Below are 19,711 nucleotides of genomic sequence, written 5' to 3' on the forward strand. Positions count from 1 at the left end.
GGTCAGTCCTTCGGCGGGCCGTCGCCGCCCGGAGTCAGTCCTTCGGCGGGCCGTCGCCGCCCGGAGTCAGTCCTTCGGCGGGCCGTCGCCGCCCGGAGTCAGTCCTTCGGCGGGCCGTCGCCGCCCGGGTCAGTCCTTCGGCGGGCCGTCGCCGCCCGGGTCAGTCCTTCGGCGGGCCGTCGGGTCCGGGCGTCCCGGGCCCGGAGCTGCCGTGCCCGGGCTCCTCGGGAGCCTCGTGGTCCTCGTGGACGATCTCGGGCAGTTCCAGCGGCTCGGAGTGCCTGTCCAGCGGGGGCAGCTCCTTCAGGTGCTCCCACGGGACCCGTACCTTGCGCAGGTCGGTGCGGATGTGTTCGGCGAACCGCCTGGTGTCGCGCCGGTTGACGACGGCGCCCACGGTGGCGCCCACCATGAAGGGCAGCATGTTCGGCACGTTGCGGATCAGGCGCCGTTTGATCTGACGCCTCAGCTGCTGTTTGAGGCCGGTGTCGACCACCGCGCGGAAGGTGGTGGGCCGGGTGGGGTCCACCCCGTGCTCGGAGGACCAGACCCTCACGTAGGCGATGCTGCGGGCGCGCAGGTCGCCGGGAGGGCGCCGTCCGTAGACCTCGTGGAGTTCCGCCACGAGCTTCAGCTCGACGGCGGCGACGGCGGTGATCTCGGTCGCCATTCCGGCGGCCCAGGCCGGCGGGGCCGGCAGCATGTTCGCGGCGCCGACGCCGGCGCCCACGGCCGCCGAGGCCTTGGCCGCTCCGGCGACGAGCCGGTCGGCGATCTCCTCGGGGCCGAGCTCCGGGAAGTGCCGCCGCAGGGTGTCCAGGTCGCGCACCGGGATCCGGGGCGCGACGGCGACGATCCTGTCGGCGACGACGCCCAGCGCGGCGTGCAGCCGGCCCTCGGCCCGCCGCCGGGCGGTGAGCCCGCCGGACTCGGCCGGCGCCGGCGCACCGCCGCCGGCCGTCTCGAGCGGGGCACCCTCGCCGGTCACGGCATCAGGGCCCCGCTCCACGGCGTCACGTGCGCCGCGTGAGCCGTCGGACGGCTCGAGGTCCGCTCCCCGCTTGCGGGAGCGGCGCTTCCAGGGTGGGGTCGAGCCGGGCACGGCCGACCCCGCCTCAGTCGCAGTCGCGGCAGATCGGCTGGCCGTTCTTCTCGCGGGCCAGCTGGCTGCGGTGGTGCACCAGGAAGCAGCTCATGCAGGTGAACTCGTCCTGCTGCTTCGGCAGCACCCGGACGGCGAGTTCCTCGTTGGAGAGGTCCGCTCCGGGCAGTTCCAGGCCCTCGGCGGCCTCGAACTCGTCGACGTCCACCGCGGAGGTGGACTTGTCGTTCCGCCGTGCCTTCAGTTCTTCCAGGCTGTCCGAGTCGACGTCGTCGTCGGTCTTGCGTGGAGTGTCGTAGTCGGTTGCCATGTCGCTCTCCCCCTCTGGGTGGTCTTGGGTGTCTCCAGCGCCGTTAACGCGTGAGAGGCCGGACTTGTGCCCGACCTGAGGCGGAGATTTTGCCTCACATCAAGGTCTGTTACTCAATCGACACCCAACCGGACTCCCGAAGAGTGATCGGCTCGGATGGCGAACCGGACCGTACACCCTGCGAATGCTCTGGTCCAAAGGCATCTGTCCGTGTACTGCCCGGCATCAGGACGCCCGAAAACCCGGTTTTCCCTCATTTTCGGAGCCCGTTGTCGTCACGGAGAGTAGACGCTCTCCGTGACGCTTCTGTGATCGATCACACAGCTCCCCCCTGGACGCGACACGCCGGAATTCAGCGCAGAGCGAACAGGAGGTCACTCGTTCAGAGGGGCAGCGTGACGCGCATCACCAGTCCGCCACCCTCGCGGGGGACGGCCGTGATGTGCCCGCCGTGCGCCCGGGCGACCGACCGGACGATCGAAAGCCCCAGGCCGACGCCCTTGTCGCTGCCGGTCCGCTCGGTCCTCAGCCGCCGGAACGGCTCGAACAGGTTGTCGATCTCGTAGGCCGGTACCACCGGTCCGGTGTTGGACACCACCAGCACCGCCTGGCCGTGCTCGGCGCCGGTGGAGACCTCCACCCAGCCGCCCTCGGGCACGTTGTAGCGCACCGCGTTCTGCACCAGGTTCAGCGCGATCCGCTCGAGCAGGACGCCGTTGCCCTGGACGACCACGGAGGACGGCTCGCCGCGGAACTCCACGCCCCGCTCGGCCGCCTCGCCGCGCACCTGGTCGAGGGCGCGGCTGGCCACCTCCGCCAGGTCGACCGGCTTGCGCTCGACGATCTGGTTGTCGCTGCGGGCCAGCAGGAGCAGGCCCTCCACCAGTTGCTCGCTGCGCTCGTTGGTGGCGAGCAGGGTCCGCCCCAGCTGCTGGAGCTCGGGCGGGGCCCCCGGGTCGGAGAGGTGCACCTCCAGCAGGGTGCGGTTGATCGCCAGCGGCGTGCGCAGCTCGTGCGAGGCGTTGCCGACGAACCGCTGCTGGGCCGTGAACGCCCGCTGGAGCCGCTCCAGCATCTCGTCGAAGGTGTCCGCGAGCTCCTTGAGCTCGTCGTCCGGGCCGTCCAGCTCGATGCGGCGGGACAGGTCGGAGCCGGCCACCGCGCGCGCGGTACGGATGATCTTCCCCAGCGGGGAGAGCACCCGTCCCGCCATCGCGTAGCCGAAGGCGAACGCAATCACCGCGAGGCCCAGCAGCGCCAGCAGGGAGCGGCTCAGCAGGTTGTCCAGGGCGGCCTGCCGCTGCAGATTCACGCAGCGGGCGATCTCCGCGTTGAACTGGCTCAGCGAGAGCTGTGTGTTGACACCGGGGCACCGGTCGCTGCTCACCCGGACGTCGGTGAACTGGATGATCTTGAACGGCGGTTGGTTGCCGGTGGAGATGGCCTGGGCCGCCAGCAGGTAGATCATCGAGAGCAGCACGATGCCGGCGATCAGGAACATGCCGCCGTACAGCAGCGTGAGCCGTATCCGGATCGTCGGGCGCAGCCACGGGAAGGACGACTGCTGCTCCTTGGGGTCCCAGGTCGGTCGCGGCGGGACGCCCGGCGGCGGAGGTGCGGGAGCCGGGTTCGGGGAGGCGGCCACGGCGCTCAGACCCGGTATCCGGAGCCGGGCACGGTGATGATCACCGGCGGCTCGCCCAGCTTGCGGCGCAGCGTCATCACCGTCACCCGCACCACGTTGGTGAACGGGTCGGTGTTCTCGTCCCACGCCTTCTCCAGCAGCTGCTCCGCCGACACCACGGCGCCCTCGCTGCGCATCAGCACCTCGAGCACCGCGAACTCCTTGGGGGCGAGGTGGATCTGCCGGCCGTCCCGGTACACCTCGCGCCGGTTCGGGTCGAGCCGGATGCCGGCCCGCTCCAGGACCGGCGGCAGCGGCACGCTGGTGCGCCGCCCCAGGGCCCGCACGCGGGCGATCAGCTCGCTGAACGCGAAGGGCTTGGGGAGGTAGTCGTCCGCCCCCAGCTCCAGGCCCTCCACGCGGTCGCTGACGTCGCCGGAGGCGGTGAGCATCAGCACCCGGGTGGGTTCGCCCAGCTCGACGATCCGGCGGCACACGTCGTCGCCGTGCACCATCGGCAGGTCCCGGTCGAGGACGACCACGTCGTAGTCGTTGACACCGATCCGCTCGAGGGCGGCGGCGCCGTCGTACACGACGTCGACGGCCATCGCCTCGCGGCGCAGACCGGTGGCCACCGCGTCCGCGAGCAGCTGCTCGTCCTCGACGACGAGTACGCGCACGTCGGCCTTCCTTCCTGACGTTCCACCGGCCTGACATACCGGTGGGAGAAGCCTCCATCCTGCCTCTTGTGCCGGTAAGTCGGCCGTAAGGCGACGAAGCGCCCGGACGGGCGGACACGCCGGTGGCCGCCCCCTAACGGCCCCCGGACACGCCGAACGGGCCCCGGCGGGTTGCCGGGGCCCGTTCGGCGGTGCCGGACCTGTGGGGTCGGTGTCAGACGCTCGCGGCGCCGACCTCCACACCGTGCTCGGCGGCCAGACGGCGCAGGTCGTCCAGTTCTCCCTGCTCCACCTCGGCGGCGAACTCGTCGCCCTCGTCGCGCGCCTGCGTGAGGTGCGACTCGGCAGCCCTTATGCGCTGGAGAAGCCCTGCGGTGAATGCGTCCATGCGGCGCCCCCTCGTCCTGGGTCGTGGGTCGGGAAGGGACGATCACGCCGGGCGGAGTGTCCGGCTTGCGCCTCCGGGGAAAGGGGAAGCCGGACGCCCGTGCCGTGCCGCTTGGTGGTACGGCACGTGCGGAGCGTGATCGCGGGGTTGAAACCGTCCTCCCCACGCGTCACCTGACGGAAACCTTGGGCGGCAAGGAAATCTGGCATAGGCCAGACGTTCACCGGGCCGACATGCCGTGCCGCCTCCGCAGGTCGTGGGCTCCGCCGCGGCCCTGGAGGGGGGTCTGCCGGGCCGCGGTGAAACGCGTCACACACTCAGTCGTGCCAGGCGCCGAGCCGCTCCAGCAGCTCCTGAAGGGGTCCGAAGACCCCTTGCGTCGCGGCGACGGTGAGGTCGTCGGAGGGGCGCGCGCCGGCCCGTCCGCCGGTGAGGGCGCCCGCCTCGCGGGCGATCAGGTCCCCGGCCGCCCGGTCCCAGGGGTGCAGTCCGCGCTCGTAGTAGCCGTCGAGGCGGCCCGCGGCCAGGTCGCACAGGTCGACCGCGGCCGAGCCGCCGCGGCGGATGTCGCGCACCAGCGGCAGCAGCTCCCGCGCCACCTCCGCCTGGTGGGCGCGCACGGTGGTGACGTAGTTGAAGCCGGTGGCGATCAGCGCCTGCTCCAGGGACGGCGACGGCCGCACGGCCAGCCGCCGCTCCCCCTCCCAGGACGGCCCGGTCACCCAGGCGCCGCCGCCGGAGACGGCGTGGAAGGTCTCGCCCCGCATGGGGATCTCCACCACCCCGGCCACCGCCTCCCCGTCCACCTCGGCGGCGATCGAGACCGACCAGGACGGCAGGCCGTACAGGTAGTTCACGGTGCCGTCGAGCGGGTCGACCACCCAGCGCACCCCGCTGGTGCCGGCCGAGGAGGCGCCCTCCTCGCCGAGGAACCCGTCCCCGGGGCGGCGTGCCGCTATCAGGTCGACGATCAGCTTCTCGGCGGCGATGTCCATCTCGGTCACCACGTCGATGGGGCTCGACTTGGTGGCGGCCACCTCGAGGTCGTCGGGGCGGCCGTCCCGCAGCAGCTCGCCGGCCCGGCGGGCCGCCTCCCGGGCGATCTCCAGCAGCTCTCGGTGCAGCTCGGTCCGGTGCAGGTCCGTCACGGTGTCCTCGCGTCCTGTCGGTACGTCTGGGGCGGTGTGGGGCGGGTCCGGCTCCGGGGGCGGCGCGGGTGCGCCGCCCCCGGAGAGGTCAGGCGTACGGGCTGTCCGCGCCCGCCGCGGCGGGCTTCGGGTTGCGCGCCGCGGGGCAGCAGCCCACCGGGCACACGTCGTGGCTCGCGCCGAGGGCGCCCAGCGCGCACGGCTTCACGGACTGCCCGCGCTCGGCGGCCGCCCGTTCCACGACCAGGTCCCGGACCGCCGCGGCGAACCGCGGGTCGGCGCCGACCGTCGCGGAGCGCCGCACCGGCAGCCCCAGCTCCTCCGCCTTGGCCTTGGCCTCGGTGTCGAGGTCGTAGAGGACCTCCATGTGGTCGGAGACGAAACCGATCGGCACCATGACCACGGCCGGGACTCCCGCCGCGTGCCGCTCCTCGAGGTGGTCGCAGATGTCCGGCTCCAGCCACGGGATGTGCGGGGCTCCGGACCGCGACTGGTAGACCAGCTGCCAGGCCCGCTCCACACCGGTGCGCCCGCGGACCGCCTCGGCGATCAGCTGGGCGACGTCCAGGTGCTGGCGCACGTACGCGCCGCCGTCGCCGTGCTCGTCGACCGGACCCGAGGTGTCCGCCGAGGCGGTCGGGATGGAGTGTGTGGTGAACGCCAGCTGGGCGCCGTCGCGCACCTCCGCGGGGAGGTCCGCCAGGGCCTCGACCACGCCGTCGATCATCGGCTCCACGAAGCCCGGGTGGTTGAAGTAGTGCCGCAGCTTGTCCACCCGGGGCAGCTCCAGCCCCTCGGCCTCCAGCGTGGCCAGGGCGTCCGCCAGGTTCTCGCGGTACTGCCGGCAGCCCGAGTAGGAGGCGTAGGCACTGGTGGCCAGCACCAGGATCCGGCGGTGCCCGTCGCGGACCATCTCGCGGAGGGTGTCGGTGAGGTACGGGGCCCAGTTGCGGTTGCCCCAGTAGACGGGCAGGTCCAGCCCGTGCTCGGCGAAGTCCGCGCGCAGGGCGTCCAGGAGTTCGCGGTTCTGGCCGTTGATCGGGCTGACGCCGCCGAACAGGAAGTAGTGCCGGCCCACCTCCTTGAGGCGTTCCTTGGGGATGCCGCGCCCCCGGGTGACGTTCTCGAGGAACGGCACCACGTCCTCGGGGCCCTCCGGGCCGCCGAAGGAGAGCAGCAGCAACGCGTCGTAGGGGGACGATTCGAGCACATCTGGCATGACTGGATCCTCCCACTGGCGACCGGCGGCGGGGAAACCGGGCCGCCCGGCCGGGTCGCCCGCATCCCTGCGCCCCCCTTGCCCCCACGCTCCCCGTCCGGACGCCCGTACACCCGGGGCACACCTGGTCGAACCAGTCGTAAGCTGTATCGACCAACCACTTCATGACCTGGGCAGCGACGCCCCTTTTCCCCGGAGAGCCCGTGCCCTCGCCCTACCGCGCCCTCTTCGCGCCCCCCGGGACCCGCGGCTTCTCCGCCGCCGGACTGGTCGGCCGGATGCCGCTGTCCATGATGGGCATCGGCGTGGTCACCATGATCTCCCAGGTCACCGGCCGTTACGGCCTGGCCGGCGCTCTCTCCGCGACCATCGCGCTCTCCTCGGCGATGCTCGGCCCCCAGATATCCCGGCTGGTGGACCGTCACGGACAGAACCGGGTGCTGCGCCCGGCGGTGCTGGTGGCGCTCACCGGCGCCGCCGGGCTGCTGGCCGCGACGCGCCTGCGCTGGCCGGACGCCACCCTGTTCGCCTTCGCCGCCCTGGTCGGCTGCGTGCCGAGCCTGGGCTCGATGGTGCGGGCCCGCTGGGCGGCCCTCTACCGCGGCACCCCGATGCTGCACACCGCCTACTCCTTCGAGTCGGTGATCGACGAGGTCTGCTTCATCGTCGGCCCGATCGTCTCCATCGGCCTGTCCACCGCCTGGTTCCCGGAGGCGGGACCGCTGCTGGCGGCGGTGTGCATGGCGGCCGGAGTGTTCTGGCTGACCTCCCAGCGCGCCACCGAGCCGAAGCCTCACCCGCCCGAGGAGTACGTGCGGGGCAGCGCGCTGCGCTCCCCCGGTCTCCAGGTGCTCGTGGCGACCTTCGTGGCCACCGGGACGGTCTTCGGCGCGGTCGACGTGGTGACGGTGGCCTTCGCCGAGGAGCTGGGCCACAAGGCCGCGGCCAGCCTGGTGCTCGCGGTCTACGCGGCCGGTTCCTGCGTCGCCGGACTGGTCTTCGGCGTGCTGCGCGTCCACGGCCGCCCGGAACGTCGCTGGCTGGCGGGTGTGTGTGCGATGGCCGCGAGTATGATCCCCCTCCAACTGGTCGGGAACCTGCCGTTCTTGGCCGTGGCGCTGTTCGTCGCGGGCCTCTTCATCGCCCCCACGATGATCACCACGATGTCCCTGATCGAGCAGCACGTACCACGCGCGCAGTTGACCGAGGGCATGACCTGGATCAGCACCGGCCTCGCGGTCGGCGTCGCGCTGGGGTCCTCGGCGGCCGGTCTGGTGATCGACTCGGCCGGCGCGCGGACCGGGTACGTGGTGCCGGCCGTGGCCGGGGCCGCCGCGGTGGCGGTCGGTTTCCTCGGGTACCGCCGGCTCACCAGGCCGGCCACGTCGCGGGGAGGCACCGTTGAGCAGCACGGCGAACGCACGGACACGGCAGAGCGACACCTGGCGTAACTGGGCGGGCAACGTCACCGCCCGCCCGGCCCGGCAGGTCGCGCCCGGCAGCGCCGAGGAGGTCGCCGCCGCGGTGCGCGACGCGGCGGAACGCGGTCTGCGGGTCAAGGCCGCGGGCACCGGTCACTCCTTCACCGCGGCCGCCGCCACCGACGGCGTGCTGATCCGCCCCGAGCGGCTGGCCGGGGTGCACCGCGTGGACCGTGCCGCGGGGACGGTCACGGTCGGCGCCGGGACGCCGCTGAAGCAGCTCAACGCGGCGCTGGCCGGCGAGGGTCTGTCGCTGACCAACATGGGCGACATCATGGAGCAGACGGTCTCCGGCGCGGTGAGCACCGGGACCCACGGCACCGGCCGGGAGTCCGGGTCGATCTCCGCGCAGATCGTCGCCCTCGAACTGGTCACCGCGGACGGCTCGGTCCTCACCTGCTCCCGTGAGGAGAACCCCGAGATCTTCGCCGCCGCGCGGATCGGCCTCGGCGCGCTGGGCGTCGTCACCGCCCTGACGTTCAAGGTCGAACCGGTCTTCCTGCTCACCGCGCGCGAGGAGCCGATGAGCTTCGACCAGGTGACCGGCGCCTTCGAGGAACTGTGGTCGGCGAACGAGCACTTCGAGTTCTACTGGTTCCCGCACACCGGCAACTGCAACACCAAGCGCAACAACCGCAGCGCGGGCCCGCCGCGTCCGCTGGGCAGGGCGGGCGCCTGGCTGGAGGACGAGTTCCTCTCCAACGGCGTCTTCGGTGCGGTCAACCGGCTGGGGCGGGCGGTGCCGGCCGCCATACCTGCCATCGCGCGGATATCCAGCCGGGCGCTCTCCGCCCGGACCTACACCGACATCCCCTACAAGGTGTTCACCTCGCCGCGACGGGTGCGGTTCGTGGAGATGGAGTACGCCCTGCCGCGCGCCTCGATGGTCGACGCGCTGCGCGAACTGCGGTCCGCGGTCGACCGGTCGGGGCTGCGGGTCAGCTTCCCGGTGGAGGTGCGCACCGCGCCCGCCGACGACGTCACGCTCTCCACCGCCTCCGGCCGGGACAGCGCCTACGTCGCCGTCCACATGTTCCAGGGCACCCCCTACCAGGCGTACTTCACGCTGGCGGAGCGCATCTTCACGGCCTACGAGGGCAGACCCCACTGGGGCAAGGTGCACACCCGCGACGCCGACCACCTGGCCGGCGTCTACCCCCGTTTCGGCGAATTCCTGGAGCTGAGGAACCGGCTGGACCCCGAACGGCGTTTCCAGAACGACTACCTGAGGCGGGTGCTCGGGGAGTAGGCGGCGCGCGCCGGACGCGGGCGCCGCGACAGGAAGATCACGGCGCGGGCGATTGGAACGGGCGGGACGGGGCAGGGATCAGGGGCGTGGACCGGGGCGTGAAACACGCCACGTCGCAAGGGCCGTCCGGGCCTTGGGACGCCGTGCCGGGACGATCTTGGGGTGACCCGCCCCGATTTCGACCGGCGCGCCAATCCACGCACGTGGCCCAAATGGAGTAGTGTTCTGAGCCCTGGGTCCGGACTCCCGCCTGGGCGCCCGCGATCCGTCAGGAACGCCGGGGAGGGAGGCTGTTGCTCAGGGTGACCGATCTGGGTCACTTGACGTTGCAAACAGGTAACCGTGCCATGACGGTGAGCCTGGGCCCGGCGCCCGACACGCCGGGCAACTCGGCAAGGTTGTGGCAGGCTGCACCCGGGCAGGCCACACTCGACTAGCGGAAGCAGCGACGCACGTGACGTCGGCAGGCACCACCCGGGAGGTCCCCATGCCCGAACTGCGTGTCGTGGCCGTCTCCAATGACGGCACACGGCTGGTGCTCAAGGCTGCGGACAGCACGGAGTACACGCTTCCGATCGACGAACGGCTGCGCGCCGCCGTGCGCGGTGACCGTCCCCGTCTCGGACAGATCGAGATCGAGGTGGAGAGCCACCTCCGCCCCCGCGACATCCAGGCCCGTATAAGGGCCGGAGCCACCGCGGAGGAGGTCGCCCAGCTGGCCGGCATCCCGGTGGACCGGGTGCGGCGTTTCGAGGGCCCCGTGCTGGCCGAGCGCGCGTTCATGGCGGAGCGCGCACGCAAGACCCCGGTGCGGCGCCCGGGCGAGAACACCGGTCCCCCGCTGGGCGAAACGGTCCAGGAGCGGCTGCTGCTGCGCGGCGCCGACAAGGACACCGTGCAGTGGGACTCCTGGCGCCGCGACGACGGCACCTGGGAGGTGCTGCTGGTCTACCGCGTGGCGGGCGAGCCGCACACGGCGAGCTGGACCTACGACCCGCCGCGCCGTCTGGTCGCCGCGGTCGACGACGAGGCGCGCTCGCTGATCGGTGAGTCCGACGACCTCGGGCCGTCCGAGCCGGCGCATCCGTTCGTGCCGCGGATCGCGCGGCTGCCGCGGGATCGTGACCGGGACCGCGAGCATGACCGGGGCGACCGGTCGGAGCGGGCCGCGATCGTGCCCGCGCAGGCGCAGCCGTCCGACCTGGAGGAGGAGAGCGTCGGCGACTCGCTGACCAGCCTCCTCGAGGCGGTGCCGAGCTTCCGTGGCGACCTGGTCGTGCCGGAGATCCCCGGCGAGGGGTCCGACGGCCCGGACACCGAGCCCGACGTCGAGGAACCGCCCGCGCCGGCGGCCTCCGCGGGGGCGGGTTCCGCGTACGCGGACGTCCTGATGCCGCGGGCGGTCAGCAGCCACCGGGATCGCCTGATCGGGGCGACGGATCGTCAGGCCGAGGCGGACGGGGTGCGTCCCGGTCGCCGCGCGGCGGTCCCCAGCTGGGACGAGATCGTCTTCGGCACCCGCCGCAAGAAGAACTCCGACTGATCCACGGCTCCCCTGCCCGCACGGTCTCGCCGTCGAGGCCACCTGCCGGAGCGGGCCGTCGGGGGCGACGAGGCCGTCCCGCCTCGTCGCCCCCGACGGCCCGCCGCCGCCCCTCCTGGCCCCGTCAGCCGGTCACGAAGCGCACCTGGGACTCCAGCTTGCGCGCCAGCGCCTGTGCCTCCTCGGGAGTGTCCGCGCCCACGGCGATGTGCCCGACACGGTTCTCGACCGAGTGATGCGGTGCGACGACATCGCCCGGTGAGACGGCCAGTTCCGCGTGGATCACCGCCGGGTGGGCCATCACTTCCTCCCAGCCCTCGATCGCCACCAGGCGTCCCGGCGGCGGCGTCAGGAAGCGGATCGCGGAACCCCGTCGCGGTCGCAGCGCGGCGCGGTCGACCGGGTTGCCGAGCACGTCGTCGTAGACCAGGCCGAACCACTCCAGCCCCGGGATCACGTGAGCCAGCATCCGGTGGATCCAGCCACCCGCGTTGCGCACGTGGACCTCCCCGAGGACGACCCCGCGCCGTGTCCACCACAGCTCGACGTGGAACTGCCCGAACCGCAGTTCGAGGGCGGTCAGCGCGGCGACGACCTGCCGTTCGATCTCCCCGGCCGTGTCCTCCGGCAGGAGGGCCGGGATCACGTACTCCGTCTCGAAGAAGTGCGGCGGCGGCAGCAGTTCCTTGGAAGTCAGCGCCAGCACGTGCGGAACGCCGTCCAGGAAGACGCCCTCGGCGCTGTACTCGGGGCCCTCGATGAACTCCTCCACGATGAACGGGTCCCCCCCCGGCAGGAAGCGGAGCGCGGCGGCCAGGTCGTCGGCACTGTCGACGCGGGTGACGCCCTCGCTGCCCATGGCGTCGCGCGGCTTGACCACCCAGGGGCCTGTGGAGCCCGCCAGGAACGCCCGCGCCTCGGCCTCGTCCGCCACGACCGAGAATCCCGGCTGCGGAAACCCCGCCGCGGCCAGGTGCGCTCGGGCCTCGTCCTTGGTGCGGACCCGGTGCACGGCGTGCGGCGGGTTGCCGGGCAGACCCAGTGCGTCGGCGGTCTCGGCGACCGCCACCTGCGCCATCTCCCGCACGCCGAAGACGATGTCGAAGCCCTCACCCGCAGCGAGCCGGCCGCGCGCCCAGGCGGCGCTCTCGCCCAGCACCGAGAAGTCCACCGCGGACACGGCGTCCGCCTGGGCCGAGACGGACGGGGTGGCGGCCAGGGTGGCCTCCTGGTTGGTGAGATGAACACGCAGGCCGCGCTTGCGAGCCTGCTCCAACGCCGTGGTCACGACGTCGACGGCGAGGGTGGCGTCACCGGCGCCGCCAACGAAGAGAAGCCTGCTGTCGGCCTCGGCCATCTGATACTCCTGGGGATGAGGTGGGACGCGTGTCGGGGTGGGAGGTACCGGAGCGAGGGCTCAGGGCGTGAGCAGCAGTTTCCCGGTGGTCGTCCGGCTCTCCAGCAGCCGGTGCGCCTCGGCGGCTCGGGCCAGCGGCAGCGTTGCGTGCACCTGCGGCCTCAGGACGCCCTGCGCGAGGTATCGGAAGACTGCGCCGCCTGCGGCGCGCAGCGACTCCGCGTCGTACACGTAGTCCTTCATGGTGGGCCGGGTCAAGTACAACGACCCCCCGCCACGCAGCATTTCGACGTCCAGCGGTGGGACGGGGCCGCTGGAGAGACCGCACAGGACGAGGGTGCCGCGACGACCGAGGGACCGCAGCCCGGCACGGTAGGTGGAGGCCCCCACCGAGTCGTAGACCACGTGGGCTCCGCGCCCGCCGGTGAGTTCACGTACCGCCTCGTCGAAATCGTCGTAACCGAGGGTGTGGTGGGCGCCCGCCGCTCGGGCGACGTCCTGCTTGCCCGGGGTGGAGGCGACCGCGATGACGGCGGCCCCCCGTGCCGCGGCAAGCTGCACCAGGAGCCTGCCGAGCCCTCCGGCCGCGGCCAGGACGACCACGGTCTCGCCCTCCGCCACCGGGTGCGTCTGGTGGGTGAGGTAGTACGCGGCGAGGCCCTGCAGGGTCACCGCCGCGGCGTCCGTCAGGTCCACGTCGTCGGGAACGGGGAGCAGCTTGTCCACGGGCACCGCGGTGTACTCGGCGTACGCGCCGAGCTGACTCGCGTACGCGACCCTGGCCCCGGGCTCGAACCCCGTCACCCCCTCGCCGACGGCGGTGACCACGCCGGCGCCCTCCTGCCCCGGGGTGAACGGCGGCTCGGCGGGATAGGTCCCGTTGCGGTAGTAGACGTCGATGAAGTTGACGCCGGCGGCTGTGTTGCGCACCAGCACCTGGCCCGGTCCCGGCTCGGGCACGGGACTCTGCTCCAGGCGGAGTTCCGATGCCTCACCGGGTCGGGCGACGCGGATGGACTGCATGCTCTTTTCGCTCCCGCTCATGGGTGTTCTCTGTGCGTTGCGGCTTCACCGGTGACGGTGTCAGGGCGGGGTGGGGAGGCCCGGCCTCCCCACCGGCCCCATCATCGTGCTCCCGGTCTCACCGAAGACGTTGAGGAAGTAGTTGATGTCCGCGGTCAGCCCTTTCACCATGTCGGCGATGCGAGGCCGGCCGCCGGCGGCGAGGCTCCGCTCGTTGCGCCGGAGCGTCGCCGGGGAGAACGGCAGTGCCCCCGTGGCGAAGTAGCGTATGGCACCGTCCTCGGCCCGTCGGGGGATTACCTGCGACAGTGCGTGCCGACTCGCACTGAACGGGATGTCGAGCCTGCCCTCCGCGAACGCCGCCGGGATCTCCTTGTGCAGGTCGGCCGTCGCCAGCACCGGTTCGACGAGTTCGGCGACCTCGGTGAGAATCCAGTCCAGTTCCTCCGCGATCCGGTCCTCGTCGAGCGTGATGAAGTCGAGGAGCGGCGAGTTGGACCGGGAGGCGAGCAGCAGGCCGTCGATGTTGGCCCTGGTGTCCGGGATGCCGTGCGCCTCCTGGTAGGTCTTGCTGATCAGTTTGCTGGCGTTGCCCAGCCGGGCCACCAGCGCCCCGTAGAGGATCAGGTCCTCGGCGTGCGCCCGGATCCGCGGGAAGACACCCATGAACTCGTGAAGGACGGCGTGGACCTCGATGTCCGCCCGGAGGTAACGGGCGGCCAGCAGAGGGACGGCGCGCAGGGCCGCCACGTCCTGCTCGAAGTGGCCGCCCTGCGGATAGGCGACCGAGACGCACCGCACCCCCTCCCGTACCGCCGCCACGGCCTCCAGGACACTGATGGCCAGTGAGATGGAGGGCGGCACCAGGACCGCGGTCAACGTGCCGAAGAGTTCACGGTCGACGACGAGACCGTGGCCGGCCAGTTCACCGCAGAGCGCGTCCACGTCACGCCATGCCGCAAGCGATTCGGCCAACGGCACGGACTTGGCGTAGGGCAGGTTGTAGGAGATCCCGCCGCCCTCGAAGGAGGTGATGCCGGACGCCACCGAGGTCTCGAAGAGCAGGCGTGCGTCCGGTGATCCGTGCCGCACCTCCAGCGGGGCCGACACCGCCTCGTTGAGTTCGCGGCCCTTGGTCCAGCCGTGGGCGACCAGGGGATAACCGTTGAGTTCGGCGGGATTGCGGCCGAGCACCGCTCGGGCGCTGTCGAACTGCTTCAACCGCGTGTACGAGTCGATGGTGATCGTGAGGATGTCGGGGCGGGCGTGCCGCTCCAGGTCCTGGAGCAGGGTGAGCATCTGGGCGTGCGAACCCACCCCGCACCGCGGCTGCAGCGCCACCCGCCCGGCCGCCTTCGCCTCCCGCAGCACCTCGGCGGCCGACGGCTTGCCCAACTGCGCTACGTATGCCACCGACTCGGCCAGGGAAGGCGGCGGGGGCGGTGCGGCCGGCAGCGCGGAACCGGTCATGAGGCGACCGGTGCCGCGACTGGCGCGGAGGTCCGCCGGACCGGGCCGTGTTCCCGCAGGCGGTCCAGTGCGGCCGGCAGCGCGTCCAGGTCGGTCAGGACCTCGTCGACGCCGAGGGCGTACAGGCGGTCGTCGTCGGAGGCGTGCTTGTGGCTGCCCACCGAGAGATTGCCGCCGACGATCACGGGGCAGCCGAGCCGGCCCGCGGCGCGGGCGGCGGGCAGGTCCTGCAGGTCCTCCCGGGCGTGCCCGTTGAGGCTGCCGATAATCACCGCCTCGGCTTCGGGGTGCTCGGCGTGGGCGTCGGCGAACTCGGCGACCGAAGTGCAGGCGCCGAGGTTGACGACGGTGAAACCCCTGGCCCGCAGTTCGTGGGCGATGAGGTGGTTGGCGACGACATGACTGTCGCTGGCAGCCACTCCGAGAATGACGGTACGGGTCTGTTCGTGCCGCATGGAACCCCCTGGGATCGCGAAGAACGCCGTTCGGGAAATCTCTGGAACAATGACTGGAGATCAGTCGTCGAATGCCGCGAAGAGTTCCCTCTTGCTGACCTCCCGCAGCCGCTCGACGTTGTACTCCCTGGGATCAGCGACGGACAGCGAGTCGAATACCAGATTGATGGCCGGCACCAGGCCCCAGGCCTGCTTGTACGGCGGCCATCCGGGGCTGCCCTTTTCCAGGTCCGCCTGACGCTCGAATATGTAGTGGGCCCATTTGGGCGTCGCCGGATACCGGTGGTGGAAATCGTGCACCACCGTGTCGCCGGTGAGGACGAGGTAGCGGGCGGGTGCGTGGACGAACACCATGCGCAGCCCCCAGCGGGTCCAGGCCGCCACGCGGCGCACCACGGGCAGGCCGGAGCGGGGCGCGGACTCACCGATGAAGATGGCGTTGGTCAGCCCGCCGAAGTACTCCTTGCCTCGCCGCACCGTGAGGTCGGAGGCGGGGAAGGTGTGCTTGACGCACAGCCGCAGCGTGTTGCTCACCTGGAACAGCGGCACCAACGGCACGAACCAGACGAGGAGCAGCTGCACCCAGGTCCCGGTCACCAGGGCGACGATCAGCGCCGTGCCGTAGAGCCCTGCGCAGACGGCCTTCTCGGCGCCGGCCGATCCGCTCCAGAAGGAACGGGCGCGGGCCACGGCGAAGTTGAGGTGGAACCAGGGAGAGATGATCTTGCCGATGACCCGTCGCCACATCTGCCGCCGGGTCATACCCGGGTGCAGGCCGAGGCTGACCAGGAATGCCTGCACGGTGGGGTCACGCAGTGTCATGTGGTGTGCGGCGTGGTGATCACTGACGTGTTCACGGCTGTAGCGGGCGAAGTTCTGGATGATCAGGAGGCCCGAGGTGCAGCGGCCGATGGCGGTGTCCAGGCGCGATCTGCGGTACATGTTCCGGTGCGAGCACTGGTGGTAGATCATCATGCGGAGGTTGCGCATGCCGTGCAGCGTGACGGCCCAGCCGACAGGGACCAGCGACAGCCAAAGACCGCCCAGGGCCAGTCCGGTGCAGCCGGCGGCAACGCCCAGGAACATGCCGAGGACCGCGCTGTACAGGTGGAATCCCGGGGTCCACCAGGACGGCGCCTGCTGCCCGGGCAGCGCCTTCCCGGTGAACAGCGTGAGGGGTAACTGGACGAACCCGGGCAGTGCGCTCATGGTCTCCCGGGGATCCGCGTGTTCCGCGGTGTCTTCGGTCCGGTAGCCGTTCTCGATGGCCGTCATTCGCACTCCTTCAGGTCAGGGATCTGGCGGCGTCCCGCGGATGTCATGCCGCGAAACGGACGGAGGATTATCCGTGACAGGGGGATTTTCCGGCGATCCGCATACGCACGGTGGCGCCTGGGCGCATATCGAATCCTTGAGGTGCATGTTCGAACGGTCAACCGCGTGCTGTTGGACGGTTATTCATGGAAGCCCGGCGGGAGAGGGCGGGCCCGGCGGCAGGTGGGATTTCCCACGGCCTTTCAGGCTTGGCATTCCTGCGGTTCGGGCAGGGTGCGGCGTTTCCTCACCGGGGAGAGGAAGACAGGCAGGAAGGCCGTCGCCACGAACACGCCGCCGACCCACAAGGTGGCGCTGACGCCGACCAGTTCCCCCAGGATGCCGGACAGGGCGGCTCCGACGGCCAAGGCGCCGGTGAGCACGAAGCGGAAGGTGGCATTCATCCGGCCGAGCAGGGCGTCCGGCGTCATCCGTTGACGCAGGCTGACACCGAGCACGTTGTCCATGCCGACCTTGAACATGGCGGCGAACCACCCGAAGCCGGCCAGGTAGAGCCAGGGACCTCGGTCGACCAGCGGCACGAGCAGTCCCGCCGGCGCCAGACACAACCCGGCGACGCCCAGGGTCCGGCCGAATCCCAGGCGGTCGGCGACCGGTCGTGCACTGCGTGCACCCATCAGCAGTCCGACCCCTCCCGCGCCCCAGAAGAGGCCCAACACCGCGCTGGAAAGGTCGAGTTCGCGTACGAACCAGATCGGCAGCATGGTGTTGATCACGGACGAGCCGAGATTGGCGAGACTCGCGGTGAGAGCGAGCGCGCGCAGTTCCCGATTGCCGAAGACGTGCCGTATCCCCTCGGCGATCCGGGCGTACAACCTGGTGGGGCCGGCGGAGCCGGTGGCGGCGGGCGGGGTGTGCCGGATTCGGGTGAGGCCGAGCCCGGAGAGCAGGTAGGCGCCGGCCGAGACCAGCACGGCCACCGGCGCGGTGAGCAGCGCGACCAGGCCGCCGCCCGCACTGCGACCCAGGATGTTGCCCGCGGCGATCAGCGTGTTGATGTCCGCGTTGGCGCGCACCAGCGCGCCTTTGCCCACAAGTTGCGGAAGCACGCTCTGCGAGGCCACGTCGAAGAACACGGTTGCGCAGCCGTTGAGCAGGACGACCAGGTAGAGCTGCTCGAGGGTGAGGACGTCCAACCACCAGGCCAGCGGCACCGAGCAGTACAGCAGGGCCCGAGCCAGGTCGGCCAGGATCAGCACGCCGCGGTGGCTGAGCCGGTCCACCCAGGCCCCGGCCGGCAGGCCGATCAGCAGGAAGGCGACGGTGCTCAGGGTGGCGAGTGCCCCGACCTGCCCCGGACCGGCGTCCAGGGCGGCGACGGCCACGAGGGGCACGGCGACGTAACTGACGTTGGTTCCCAGCTGACTGAGGGCGGACGCGGTGAACAGGGCGCGGAAGCCGCCTGTCTGCCATGGAGATTCGGGGCGCATGGTTCCGTTCGTCCGTTGGTCGGGCGGAGTCACGCCAGGGTGTGCGGCTCCGTCGGATGGGCGGGCTCGGGAAGGGCCGCACGGCAGGGGTGTGTCCGCCGCTGGAGCCCTCCGGCGCGAGACATCTCAGCCATGTCCGTCCAGCGCCGATATCGATCCGGGAATGACGTGAAACCGTCCCGGTCTTTCCCTGTACTGCGGGAACGACCGGGCCGTCGCACGGCCGGTGAATCCGGAACGAGGTGCTCCGAATACTCCGCCGAACCAGATCCGAACAGTCGGTTGCAGACACTGGCCGGACCTGACCCGTCGGAAAGAATGATCCAGTCTCCTGCCACTGGCAACCCCACGAAAAAATTCAGCCAGATGTCGACCGCTTTTAGTCTCACCGCGTTGACAGTGGCCAGAGGCCGGTGTGATCGTCAGTGCGGCGTCGGGGTGGCCAACCACCCTCGATGCCTGTTTGCTGTGCACGCATTGGCCGGTCCTGCCCGCAATCCGGGCATCCGCGAAAGCAGGTCGTCCCGGAGGGACATTTCTACCCAGCTTTCTCCCAAGGCCCAGCGCAAGCAGGGTCGTCGACCTAAGAAAAGCCAGGTGAAGAGCAAAAGTGACCGCTCGTACAGCGCTCCTGATCGGTGCCGCCGGCGGAATCCTCTCGGAGGTCGCCCGAGGTCTGGCGGACCAAGGCCACACCCTCGTCCTGTACGACCGCGACGAGGAGGCGGTGTCCCGGCTCGCCGACGAACTGGGCCGACTGACCAAGACCGAGGCGGTGGTGGGGGACATCACCGACATCCCGACGGCAGAGCAGCAACTGACCGACATCGTGGCGCGCCACGCACCCTCCGTCCTGGCCAACGGTGTCGGCGGAGACACCCGCGTCATCGGCTACGCGGACCTGGAGCGTTCCCACTTCGACCAGACGTACCTGGAGAACGTGGTGAGCACCTGGATCGCCGTCAAGGTGTGTGCTCCGCAGATGGTCCAGGACGGCTACGGACGCATCGTCAACTTCGCCTCGGCGGGCGGACGGACGTACAGCCACTTCAACAACGCCGCGTACGTGGGGGCGAAGGCCGCCGTGATCGGCATGACGAAGCAGGTGGCCTACGAGCTGGCCGGCACCGGGGTCGTGGCGAATGTGGTGGCGCACGGACCGATCGCCACCGCGCGGGTGGCCGCCGCCCTCGAGCGGCGCACCGATGAGTCCAGGAGGGAAGTGCTCTCCAGGCTCCCCACCGGCCGGTACGGCACCGTCCCCGAGGCGGCCGGCAGCATCCTGTACCTGTGCTCGGAGAGCGCCGGCTACACGACGGGCTCCGTCATCGACATCAACGGCGGCCTCTACATGTGACCACCGCGGCCACGTCCGCGACCGTAAGCACCCCGCGGCAGCAATGGCATCCGGGCCTCACCGGCCGTCGGAGAACACGGCGGTCGGAGGGACCGATCGCGCCACGCGGGATTCTGAACGGCTGGACGTGACGTCCCCAGACGTCAGGGGCCGGCCCCGGTCGAGAAGCATGTCTCCGGCCTTGGCGAATTTCACTGTGCAAGGAGCTAGTTGTGGCGAAATACGTCGTTGAATTCTCCTACAACGTGGACCGGGCCGGCCGACAAGGCCTGCATCCGGCACACGCCGAAAACCTTTACCGGCTCGCGGAGAGCGGCGTCCTGCTGCTCGGCGGGCCGCTCGTCGGCGAGAATTGCGGACTGCTCGTCTACGAGGTGGAGTCCCGCGACGAGCTCGACCGGATTCTCGACGAGGAGCCCTATGTGAAGGGCGGTCTGGTGGCCGATACCCGCATCCGGGAATGGGCTCCTGGAAAAGGGAGCTGGGCCGCCGCGCGAAACCGCGACGAGACCGCGCCGGCCGGACGGGAGGTCAGCTGAC

General features: G+C 71.2%; 18 protein-coding genes. 5 read left to right on the plus strand and 13 right to left on the minus strand.

Translation table 11 applies throughout. The features are described from left to right. Positions 1–160: 160 nt before the first annotated feature. The 7 genes from ABT026_RS30015 to ABT026_RS30045 all read right to left on the minus strand — a co-directional run bounded on the left by ABT026_RS30015 (position 161) and on the right by ABT026_RS30045 (position 6,471). Complete coding sequence (locus ABT026_RS30015) at positions 161–1,102, minus strand: hypothetical protein (protein WP_351118344.1); 942 nt, start codon at positions 1,100–1,102, stop codon at positions 161–163. A gap of 13 nt (positions 1,103–1,115) precedes the next feature. Then, complete coding sequence (locus ABT026_RS30020) at positions 1,116–1,412, minus strand: DUF4193 domain-containing protein (RefSeq protein ID WP_005481602.1); 297 nt, start codon at positions 1,410–1,412, stop codon at positions 1,116–1,118. Positions 1,413–1,794: 382 nt separating this feature from the next. After that, positions 1,795–3,057, minus strand: a complete 1,263-nt coding sequence (locus ABT026_RS30025) for a sensor histidine kinase (RefSeq protein ID WP_351118345.1) — start codon at positions 3,055–3,057, stop codon at positions 1,795–1,797. Positions 3,058–3,062: 5 nt separating this feature from the next. Beyond that, a complete protein-coding gene (locus tag ABT026_RS30030) occupies positions 3,063–3,716 on the minus strand; it encodes a response regulator transcription factor (protein ID WP_351118346.1) in 654 nt (217 codons plus the stop codon). Positions 3,717–3,930: 214 nt separating this feature from the next. After that, positions 3,931–4,104: a hypothetical protein gene (locus ABT026_RS30035; RefSeq protein WP_170145025.1), complete on the minus strand. Its 174-nt coding sequence runs from the start codon at positions 4,102–4,104 to the stop codon at positions 3,931–3,933. A 317-nt stretch (positions 4,105–4,421) separates the two neighbouring features. Then, positions 4,422–5,252, minus strand: a complete 831-nt coding sequence (locus ABT026_RS30040; protein WP_351118347.1) for an inositol monophosphatase family protein — start codon at positions 5,250–5,252, stop codon at positions 4,422–4,424. A gap of 88 nt (positions 5,253–5,340) precedes the next feature. Further along, positions 5,341–6,471, minus strand: coding sequence for a ferrochelatase (locus ABT026_RS30045; RefSeq protein ID WP_351118348.1), 1,131 nt, complete (start codon positions 6,469–6,471; stop codon positions 5,341–5,343). A gap of 203 nt (positions 6,472–6,674) precedes the next feature. Between ABT026_RS30045 and ABT026_RS30050 the strand changes: the two genes are divergently transcribed. From ABT026_RS30050 to sepH, 3 genes are all read left to right on the plus strand, one after another. Next, the gene (locus ABT026_RS30050; RefSeq protein ID WP_351118349.1) at positions 6,675–7,922 is read left to right on the plus strand and encodes an MFS transporter; all 1,248 of its coding nucleotides are present in this window, start codon (positions 6,675–6,677) and stop codon (positions 7,920–7,922) included. Beyond that, positions 7,873–9,201, plus strand: a complete 1,329-nt coding sequence (locus ABT026_RS30055) for a D-arabinono-1,4-lactone oxidase (RefSeq protein ID WP_351118351.1) — start codon at positions 7,873–7,875, stop codon at positions 9,199–9,201. Before ABT026_RS30050 ends, ABT026_RS30055 begins: the two co-directional genes overlap by 50 nt. A gap of 487 nt (positions 9,202–9,688) precedes the next feature. Beyond that, entirely contained in the window at positions 9,689–10,744 is a 1,056-nt protein-coding gene (gene sepH / locus ABT026_RS30060) for a septation protein SepH (protein ID WP_351118352.1), read from the plus strand. A gap of 124 nt (positions 10,745–10,868) precedes the next feature. Here the strand turns inward: sepH and ABT026_RS30065 are convergent, their stop codons facing one another. The 6 genes from ABT026_RS30065 to ABT026_RS30090 all read right to left on the minus strand — a co-directional run bounded on the left by ABT026_RS30065 (position 10,869) and on the right by ABT026_RS30090 (position 17,814). Next, positions 10,869–12,101, minus strand: a complete 1,233-nt coding sequence (locus ABT026_RS30065; protein WP_351118353.1) for an ATP-grasp domain-containing protein — start codon at positions 12,099–12,101, stop codon at positions 10,869–10,871. Between the two features lie 60 nt (positions 12,102–12,161). Next, on the minus strand, positions 12,162–13,145 hold the full coding sequence (locus tag ABT026_RS30070) for a quinone oxidoreductase family protein (protein ID WP_351118354.1): 984 nt from the start codon (positions 13,143–13,145) through the stop codon (positions 12,162–12,164). Between the two features lie 39 nt (positions 13,146–13,184). Then, positions 13,185–14,537 (minus strand): methylaspartate mutase, encoded by a 1,353-nt coding sequence (locus tag ABT026_RS30075; RefSeq protein ID WP_351118355.1) that lies wholly within the window; start codon positions 14,535–14,537, stop codon positions 13,185–13,187. Between the two features lie 53 nt (positions 14,538–14,590). After that, positions 14,591–15,049, minus strand: coding sequence for a cobalamin-dependent protein (locus ABT026_RS30080; RefSeq protein ID WP_351118356.1), 459 nt, complete (start codon positions 15,047–15,049; stop codon positions 14,591–14,593). Between the two features lie 60 nt (positions 15,050–15,109). Next, entirely contained in the window at positions 15,110–16,324 is a 1,215-nt protein-coding gene (locus tag ABT026_RS30085) for a stearoyl-CoA 9-desaturase (protein WP_351118357.1), read from the minus strand. Positions 16,325–16,566: 242 nt separating this feature from the next. Further along, positions 16,567–17,814, minus strand: a complete 1,248-nt coding sequence (locus tag ABT026_RS30090; protein ID WP_351118358.1) for an MFS transporter — start codon at positions 17,812–17,814, stop codon at positions 16,567–16,569. Between the two features lie 610 nt (positions 17,815–18,424). Here ABT026_RS30090 and ABT026_RS30095 point away from each other — a divergent pair. Next, positions 18,425–19,171 carry an SDR family oxidoreductase gene (locus ABT026_RS30095; RefSeq protein WP_351118359.1) on the plus strand — a complete coding sequence of 249 codons (747 nt, stop codon included), beginning with the start codon at positions 18,425–18,427 and terminating at the stop codon, positions 19,169–19,171. A 212-nt stretch (positions 19,172–19,383) separates the two neighbouring features. Then, the gene (locus ABT026_RS30100; protein ID WP_351118360.1) at positions 19,384–19,710 is read left to right on the plus strand and encodes a YciI family protein; all 327 of its coding nucleotides are present in this window, start codon (positions 19,384–19,386) and stop codon (positions 19,708–19,710) included. Position 19,711 lies beyond the last annotated feature (1 nt).

Source organism: Streptomyces sp. NPDC002734, from assembly GCF_040295685.1.
Classification (GTDB): Bacteria; Actinomycetota; Actinomycetes; order Streptomycetales; family Streptomycetaceae; genus Streptomyces.

Bases quoted from the DNA above. Each gene is read 5' to 3' on its own strand.
- ABT026_RS30080 (WP_351118356.1), bottom strand. From the start codon at position 15,049: ATGCGGCACGAACAGACCCGTACCGTCATTCTCGGAGTGGCTGCCAGC.
- ABT026_RS30090 (WP_351118358.1), bottom strand. From the start codon at position 17,814: ATGCGCCCCGAATCTCCATGGCAGACAGGCGGCTTCCGCGCCCTGTTC.
- ABT026_RS30070 (WP_351118354.1), bottom strand. From the start codon at position 13,145: ATGAGCGGGAGCGAAAAGAGCATGCAGTCCATCCGCGTCGCCCGACCC.
- ABT026_RS30085 (WP_351118357.1), bottom strand. From the start codon at position 16,324: ATGACGGCCATCGAGAACGGCTACCGGACCGAAGACACCGCGGAACAC.
- ABT026_RS30065 (WP_351118353.1), bottom strand. From the start codon at position 12,101: ATGGCCGAGGCCGACAGCAGGCTTCTCTTCGTTGGCGGCGCCGGTGAC.
- sepH (WP_351118352.1), top strand. From the start codon at position 9,689: ATGCCCGAACTGCGTGTCGTGGCCGTCTCCAATGACGGCACACGGCTG.
- ABT026_RS30035 (WP_170145025.1), bottom strand. From the start codon at position 4,104: ATGGACGCATTCACCGCAGGGCTTCTCCAGCGCATAAGGGCTGCCGAG.
- ABT026_RS30045 (WP_351118348.1), bottom strand. From the start codon at position 6,471: ATGCCAGATGTGCTCGAATCGTCCCCCTACGACGCGTTGCTGCTGCTC.
- ABT026_RS30020 (WP_005481602.1), bottom strand. From the start codon at position 1,412: ATGGCAACCGACTACGACACTCCACGCAAGACCGACGACGACGTCGAC.